Annotated in this window: 8 protein-coding genes; 4 read left to right on the top strand and 4 right to left on the bottom strand. The window is 40.7% G+C overall.

Going from position 1 to position 7,725, the window contains the following annotated elements; translation table 11 throughout:
- Positions 1-377: 377 nt before the first annotated feature.
- The 4 genes from selD to ACW2QC_RS12030 all read left to right on the top strand — a co-directional run bounded on the left by selD (position 378) and on the right by ACW2QC_RS12030 (position 3,372).
- Complete coding sequence (selD, locus tag ACW2QC_RS12045; RefSeq protein WP_457544221.1) at positions 378-1,421, top strand: selenide, water dikinase SelD; 1,044 nt, start codon at positions 378-380, stop codon at positions 1,419-1,421.
- A 28-nt stretch (positions 1,422-1,449) separates the two neighbouring features.
- Positions 1,450-2,502, top strand: a complete 1,053-nt coding sequence (mnmH, locus tag ACW2QC_RS12040; RefSeq protein ID WP_457544220.1) for a tRNA 2-selenouridine(34) synthase MnmH — start codon at positions 1,450-1,452, stop codon at positions 2,500-2,502.
- 75 nt (positions 2,503-2,577) lie between these two features.
- Positions 2,578-2,970 carry a hypothetical protein gene (locus ACW2QC_RS12035; RefSeq protein WP_457544219.1) on the top strand — a complete coding sequence of 131 codons (393 nt, stop codon included), beginning with the start codon at positions 2,578-2,580 and terminating at the stop codon, positions 2,968-2,970.
- Between the two features lie 66 nt (positions 2,971-3,036).
- Entirely contained in the window at positions 3,037-3,372 is a 336-nt protein-coding gene (locus tag ACW2QC_RS12030) for an ASCH domain-containing protein (protein ID WP_457544218.1), read from the top strand.
- A 199-nt stretch (positions 3,373-3,571) separates the two neighbouring features.
- Here the strand turns inward: ACW2QC_RS12030 and ilvA are convergent, their stop codons facing one another.
- From ilvA to leuB, 4 genes are read right to left on the bottom strand one after another with little or no spacing between them, the layout of a single operon-like run.
- Entirely contained in the window at positions 3,572-4,519 is a 948-nt protein-coding gene (gene ilvA / locus ACW2QC_RS12025; protein ID WP_457544217.1) for a threonine ammonia-lyase, read from the bottom strand.
- Positions 4,520-4,571: 52 nt separating this feature from the next.
- On the bottom strand, positions 4,572-5,162 hold the full coding sequence (gene leuD, locus ACW2QC_RS12020; RefSeq protein ID WP_457544216.1) for a 3-isopropylmalate dehydratase small subunit: 591 nt from the start codon (positions 5,160-5,162) through the stop codon (positions 4,572-4,574).
- Positions 5,163-5,173: 11 nt separating this feature from the next.
- The gene (gene leuC, locus ACW2QC_RS12015) at positions 5,174-6,580 is read right to left on the bottom strand and encodes a 3-isopropylmalate dehydratase large subunit (protein ID WP_457544215.1); all 1,407 of its coding nucleotides are present in this window, start codon (positions 6,578-6,580) and stop codon (positions 5,174-5,176) included.
- 18 nt (positions 6,581-6,598) lie between these two features.
- Positions 6,599-7,705: a 3-isopropylmalate dehydrogenase gene (gene leuB, locus ACW2QC_RS12010; RefSeq protein WP_457544214.1), complete on the bottom strand. Its 1,107-nt coding sequence runs from the start codon at positions 7,703-7,705 to the stop codon at positions 6,599-6,601.
- Positions 7,706-7,725 lie beyond the last annotated feature (20 nt).

Raw genomic sequence — 7,725 nt, 5'->3', positions numbered from 1 at the left:
TGTTTTTTCCGCGAGGCAGGTTAAGTACGCGACGTCCTGGGTCTCCGATTACTCGACCCACCGAAAACATTTGTCGCAACACCTGCACTAGCACGTCCTGTGCGTCGAAGGCTGAAGCCGTGCCCGCGGAAAGCGAAGTATTCTGCCGAAGCGGAGTTCAAGCACAATCATCATTAGAAGCGGAAAAAAACGTCATGAAAGAGAATTTTCACTACTGCGCATTTTATATCAAATACGAAATTAAAAAGCAACAAACATTATGAATAGAGCCTTTTCGAACCTTTTAAAATGCAGGGAAACGGCATATAGATGTGCTGTGTGTTAAAATTAATTTATCTCGTTATATAATATCGTGTTTAATGGAAGGATGATCACAAATGGCAAACTCAATAAAACTTACTTCACTTTCATCCAAAGGAGGCTGCGGCTGCAAAATAGGACCCGCAGATTTATCCCAGGTGTTGCGTTCTTTGCCCCCAACCGTTCAAAATCCCAATTTACTTGTTGGGCTAGATACGAGTGATGACGCTGGTGTGTATAAACTAAACGATGACACAGCATTGGTGCAAACTGTAGACTTTTTCACCCCGATTGTCGATGACCCTTATTCATTTGGTCAAGTTGCTGCAGCAAATGCGATTAGCGATGTATATGCAATGGGTGGAACGCCGATAACCGCACTTAACATCGTTGCTTTTCCGATTTTCACATTAGATAAAAGCATTCTAGCCGAAATTTTGCGTGGTGCCGGTGATAAATTGGCAGAAGCTGGCGTAGCACTTGTTGGCGGGCATTCAATTGATGATAAGGAACCAAAGTTTGGACTCGCTGTTACTGGAACCGTTCATCCTGACAAAGTAAGAACCAATACTGGCGCAAAACCTGGTGATAAACTTATTTTAACGAAACCGATTGGTGTAGGTATTTACTCAACTTCAATTAAAAATGATTTACTCAGTGAGGAAGAAGTTAGCCGTGTCACAGAGGTTATGACAACACTGAATAAAACAGCCTCGGAAACAATGGGAGCATATGATGTGCATGCATGTACAGATGTTACTGGCTTTGGACTACTTGGTCATGCATCAGAAATGGCGCAAGGAAGTAACGTAGAAATCCAAATCAACGCGGGGTCAGTACCTATTTTGCCACGGGTAAAGGAACTTGCTGAATCAGGCGCCGTACCTGGTGGAACAAAAAATAATTTTGACCATGTGAAAGATATCGTAACCTTCCCTGAAACTATGGACCAAATCGATAAATGGATGCTGTGTGATGCAGTAACATCTGGCGGACTTTTCATTTCGGTTGCCGATGAAGATGCTGATTCACTCCTTTCCGATTTACTGGAAAAAGGTGTTGAAGCTGAAATAGTCGGGGAAGTTGTCGATGGAAATAGCGGACAGATTACTGTTCGATAGTTTTAATTGTAAGGAAGTGACATATTCGATGTTTCAAGATATAGCATTACAGGACCTATTCGCTTTGCAAAACAGAGAAAAACACACATTAATTGATGTCCGTTCACCAAAAGAATATCATGATGCAACGATACCAGGTAGTATTAATATTCCTGTTTTCACCAATGATGAACGGGCCGAAGTAGGTACGATTTATAAGCAGGTAGGACCAGAAGCTGCAAAAGAACGGGGACTTGAAATTTTTTCCGCAAAGCTACCTGGTTTCATTGCGGAATTCCGAAAAATTGAAACACCCAAAACAGTTTTCTGCTGGCGTGGAGGAATGCGGAGTAAAACAGCAGCAACCGTTCTTGATTTAATGGGAGTCAAAGCATCCCGATTAACTGGCGGCTTTCGAACTTATCGCCAATGGGTAGTTAATGAGTTAGATAAACAAAATTTCAAACCTAACTTATATGTGCTAAACGGCTATACAGGGACAGGTAAAACAGCAATCCTAAAACAGCTTTCCGAAATTGGTTATCCTGTTCTCGATCTAGAAGGAATGGCCAGTCATCGGGGATCCATTTTTGGACAAATCGGCCTTGAACCAAGCAATCAAAAGAAATTCGAGTCACAATTAGTCCAAAAAATGCTAGACTACCAAGATGCACCATTTGTATTTGTGGAGGGTGAAAGCAAACGGATTGGCAAAGTAACGCTCCCAGATTTCCTTTATGAAAAAAAGGAAAAAGGAATGCAACTTTTTATTGACCTACCAGTTGAGGAACGGATCAATAATATACTAGATGATTATCAGCCATGGAATTCTCCCGAAGCGTTCATTGAAGCATTCCAGATTATTAAAAAAAGGATTCATACACCGATCGCTAAGGAAATCGACGAGGATTTACAAAACGGTGATTATTCACAGGCAGTTAAACTATTGCTTGAGTATTACTATGATCCACGATACGAGTACGCTGCTCAACAATATCCGGATAGCAAAAAAGTGCATATCCATGCAAATAATGTTGATGATGCTTTGCAAAAAATTGAAGATATTATGAACCAGTCATACCCCAAGCGCGTGCAAATGTAATCTTTTGTTCATTTTCCATTCATATTCATAATCTATTCTAATAGATATGGAATTATAGTAAAGGAGAGATTACTTTTGTCTAAATATAGTAAAGTTTTACTACGATTTTCAGCTTTATTTGCTGTAATTGGTGCCTTTTTAGGTTCGCACATGGCTGGATCAGGCAGTTATCAATTCAAAACAGTACATGCGCACATTCTAGTTGTTGGGTGGTTAACCCTATTTGCATGGGCTGTATATTATAAGGTTTTCACGCCCGTTAGAACAATCATCGCTACACTACATGTTTGGTCAGCAATTATTGGAGCAGCTGGGTTAACCATTGGGATGTGGCTGTATTACTTGAAACCTTTTAATCTAAACGAAACTGTTGATACGGTCTTCTTTATCATCGGCGGATCCATATTACTATTAAGTTTTATTTTCTTCTTCATACTCACTTTTATGAAGACAGAAGAAAAACAATAAAAGCTCCAATAATGTGTTTCACGACTTCTCACAAGGGAATATCATACTCAAAAGGAGCGGATATAAATGGATAACAATAATCAAACATGGCCGGAAAAATATGATATAAATAAGCTCGTTTCCATTGAAGAGGATATTGACAAAATAATCAAAGGTGAAAAAACCTCTGTACGCCGAAATGATCGATATGCAGATCCTGGTGATTCGGTGACACTGGATGGTCATCCATTTGTTGTTGAAAAGGTTTACCCGCAAAAACTTGGTGATGTAACCGAAGAAAACGCGAAACAGGAAGGCTACAAAAGTTTGGATGAATACAAACGGGGACTCACATCTATTCATCATGGAGCAGTCTGGGATCCTAATCTGGAAGTCTGGGTACATGAGCTAAAACATGCATAGATTAACCGCTGCTTGAGGTAACCTTATTTATATATGAAGGTTACCTTATTTTTTACTACATAGAATTAAGATGACAGCCTATCCAGCAATCGATTAAACTAAGGATAAAATTTGATAAATATGGTATTTCGTGGGGACTAAACTATGTAAAATAATTAAAATGCCTGTCAGCCGACTTTACGGTAACAGGCATTTTATTTTATGCTGGAAAACGCATCTTTTCAGCCAATTGCTGAATCGTTGGCAATGTATTAATATCCATATTTCCGCCACTAACTATGATACCACAATGCCTTGACTTTATTTGTCTTTGGTATTTAAACAGCGCAGCTAAAGAAACGGCTCCGGCACCCTCTATCAACGTTTTATTGCGTTCTAGCATATAAACGATAGCAGAAGCAATTTCGTTATCTGTTACGGTAACAATGTCATCTACATATTCCCGTATAAGTGGTAAAGTATTTTTTCCAGGTTGTTTAACTGCGATGCCTTCAGCAATTGTCGATACAGCGCTCGAATTCTTTCTTTTGTTAGTGTGATAGCTCTCGTACATGGCAGGTGCTCCACTTGCTTGAACCCCGATAACTTTGATATTACGATTCACATGTTTAGCAGCAACGGCTATCCCGCTTATCAGACCACCGCCACCAATCGGGACAACGATCGTATCCATTCGATCTTCTTGCTTGAGCATTTCCATTGCCATTGTACCTTGACCTGCCATAACATCATAATCATCAAATGGATGTATATAAACAGATCCGCTTTGCATCTGTCTTTTCATGGAGGCTTCATATGCTTCTTGAAACGTCTCACCTGTAAGCACGACGTCTGCACCATAATTCCGCGTTGCATTCACCTTAGCGAGTGGTGTCTTTTCCGGCATAAATATTGTCGCATCGGCACCTAATTTAGCTGCCGCATGAGCAACACCCTGTGCATGATTCCCTGCCGAAGCAGTGATAACTCCCTTGTTTAATTGGTCTTGTGACAGTTGCATTAACTTAAAGCTTGCCCCCCTAAATTTAAATGCACCTGTTTTTTGTTGGTTTTCCATCTTAAAATAAACCTGTTTGCCAACTAACTTATTAGTCGTTGTTGATGTCAGTAATGGTGTGCGGTGAACGATGGGAGTTAAACGTACCATCGCAGTATGAACTTTTTCACCTGTTAAGCAATCCCCAATTATTTCACTCTCCTTAACATGATTCTACTGTTTTTTCGTATGCACCAATCTTATCCTCATGCTGCAATGTCAATGCTATTTCATCCCAGCCATTTAACAATTTTTCCTTATGATATACCGGAATATCAAAATGCACCTCATTTTGATCAGCATCTATTATTTGTTGATTTTCCAGATCCACCTGTAATACTAGCTTGAATACCTCTGCTTGGCGCATCCATTGATTTAGCTGTTCTTGCTTCATTTGTATCGGTATAATCCCATTTTTCAAAGCATTATTATAAAAAATATCAGCAAAGCTCGGAGCGATAACGACTTGAAACCCATAGTCCAACAATGCCCATGGTGCATGTTCTCGAGAAGATCCACAACCAAAGTTCTCCCCTGCTATTAATATGGATGCATCATCATATTTAGACTTATTTAAATCAAAATCTTCCCGCTTATTTCCATCATCATCAAACCGCCAATGATAAAACAAAAATTGACCAAATCCAGTTCTCTCAATCCGTTTTAAAAATTGCTTTGGTATAATTTGGTCTGTATCAACATTCGTACGGTTCAACGGATAAACAAGTCCTTTATGTTCTTGAATAGCTTCCATTCCTACCCCTCCTAATGAAGCACTCCAGCAAATTGGCGGACATCTACAAAGTGGCCTTCTATCGCAGCGGCTGCGGCCATTTCAGGACTTACTAAATGTGTGCGTGCGCCATTCCCTTGTCTCCCTTCAAAATTACGATTGGATGTTGATGCACACCTGCCCCCAGGTGGAACAATATCATCATTCATCGCTAGGCACATACTACAACCAGCCTCTCGCCATTCAAAACCAGCCTGTTTAAAAATGGCGTCCAGCCCCTGTTTCTCTGCTTGCAATTTAACACTAAAGGAACCAGGTACAACGATCGCTCTCACGTCCTTGTTAACTTGCTTCCCTTCGACAATTGCTGCTGCCTTTTGCAGATCGCTTAGCCTGGAATTTGTACAAGAACCAATAAAAACATGATCAATTTCAATTGAAGTTATCGGTTGATTTTCCTTCAGTCCCATATACTCCAGTGCCCGTTCAACATCTTCTTGATAATCAACTTGACTTAGGTCTGGTGTGGTTCCATTAACTGGCACACACATACCGGGATTTGTTCCCCACGATACTTGTGGTTCAATCTCTTCCGCCTTAATTGTTACAGTTTCATCGAAGACCGCTCCCTTGTCTGTTGCTAGATCGCGCCAATCATCCGCTAATTTGTCGAACGCATCCTCTTCTGGTACATGGGCTTTCCCTTTTAGAAAATCAATTGTTTTTTGATCAGGACTAATTAATCCTGCTCTCGCACCAGCTTCAATTGACATATTACACACAGTCATGCGCTCTTCCATTGATAGATTCCGAATCGCTTCACCCGTGTACTCCATGACGTACCCAGTTCCAAAACGGACTCCAAACTTAGCAATAATGGCCAAAATTAAATCCTTCGCAGTCACCCCCGGGCCCAGGTCACCTTCTACATGTACATTTAACGTCTTTGGGCGTTCTTGCCATAATGTTTGGGTTGCCAGCACATGTTCCACTTCACTTGTACCGATACCAAAGGCCAATGCGCCAAATGCTCCATGTGTGGATGTATGACTATCCCCACAGACAATTGTTTTTCCTGGCTGGGTTAGCCCAAGCTCCGGACCAATCACATGAACAATGCCTTGATCCGGATGGTACATATCTGCTAAAGCAATGCCATTCTCCACACAATTTTTCCTCAACGTTTCCATTTGCTTTTTAGAAATTTGATCATTTATGACGTCCCGGTTTCTAGTTGGCACATTATGATCCATTGTGGCATAGGTTAAATCTGGGCGCCGTACTTTTCGATTGTTCAAGCGTAACCCCTCAAAAGCTTGAGGAGAGGTTACTTCATGAACCAAATGCAAATCAATATAAATTAAATCTGGCTTTCCTTCTTCTTTGTGCACAACATGTTTATTCCAAATCTTTTGTATGATTGTTTCAGGCTTTCCCATTTTATACACCTCCATCAATTAGACATACATACTACAAATGCTATTTGAGACACTTTTTGTCGTTAGATTCTCCACCACAGTTTCTGTCATTTCTTTTGTACCTACAAGCTTCCCACCCTTCATTTGCAAATCAGCGGTATGATAACCTTGGTCAAGACAAGCATTAACAGCTTCTTCAATTTCAGTAGCTTCCTCATCCATTTGAAAAGAGTGTCTAAGCATCAGTGCGGCGGAGAGAATCATGCCTAATGGATTGGCAATACCTTTACCGGCAATATCTGGTGCTGATCCATGAACTGGTTCGTAAAGTCCAACCCCATCTGTACGTACACTTGCAGACGGCAGCATCCCTAGTGACCCTGTTAATACAGATGCCTCATCACTTAAAATATCGCCAAATAAATTTTCCGTAACGATTGTATCAAATTGAGTAGGCTGTGTTATCAGCTTCATTGCTGCAGCATCAACAAGCAGATGCTCAACTGTTACATCCGGATAATTCTTACTCTTTTCGTTAACAATTTCACGCCAAAGCCGACTTGATTCCAAAACATTTGCTTTATCAACAGATGTTAAATGTTTGTTTCTTAATCTTGCACTTTGAAACGCTTTGTCAATAATCCGTTCCATTTCACTTCGATGATAATAAAGTGTATCGACAACCACATTCCCATCTTCACGTCGTTCACTTGGTTTGCCAAAATAAAGCCCACCTGTCAATTCACGAATGATTAAAATGTCACTTCCTTTAACTACATCTTCTTTTAATGGGGAAGCATGCAGCAAAGGAGCAAAGCCTTTAATCGGGCGCAGATTAGCAAATAACCCCAGCGACTTCCGTATTCCAAGTAAACCTTTTTCAGGTCTTACGTGGGCTGGAAGGGAGTCCCATTTAGCCCCTCCAACAGCACCTAATAAAACGGCATCTGCATTATGGCATGCTTTGATGGTATCTTCCGGCAAAGGCGTTCCATATTGATCAATAGCATCTCCACCAATAGCATGCTGGTGAAATGTAAAACGATGGCCAAATTCACTGGCAATCGTGTTTAACACAAGTTTTGCCGACTCCACAATTTCTTTTCCAACACCATCACCCGGAAGTAGAATAATTTGTTTATTCATACTCTCCCCTCCATCATTAG

The sequence above is a fragment of the Virgibacillus sp. FSP13 genome (assembly GCF_054048505.1).
Note: the sequence above shows the minus strand (reverse complement) of the source record. Positions and strands in the feature narration are given on the sequence as shown.

Coding starts and splice junctions, on each gene's coding strand:
- selD (WP_457544221.1), top strand. CDS start 378: ATGGCAAACTCAATAAAACTTACTTCACTTTCATCCAAAGGAGGCTGC.
- mnmH (WP_457544220.1), top strand. CDS start 1,450: ATGTTTCAAGATATAGCATTACAGGACCTATTCGCTTTGCAAAACAGA.
- ACW2QC_RS12030 (WP_457544218.1), top strand. CDS start 3,037: ATGGATAACAATAATCAAACATGGCCGGAAAAATATGATATAAATAAG.
- ilvA (WP_457544217.1), bottom strand. CDS start 4,519: ATGGTACGTTTAACTCCCATCGTTCACCGCACACCATTACTGACATCA.
- leuD (WP_457544216.1), bottom strand. CDS start 5,162: ATGGAAGCTATTCAAGAACATAAAGGACTTGTTTATCCGTTGAACCGT.
- leuC (WP_457544215.1), bottom strand. CDS start 6,580: ATGGGAAAGCCTGAAACAATCATACAAAAGATTTGGAATAAACATGTT.
- leuB (WP_457544214.1), bottom strand. CDS start 7,705: ATGAATAAACAAATTATTCTACTTCCGGGTGATGGTGTTGGAAAAGAA.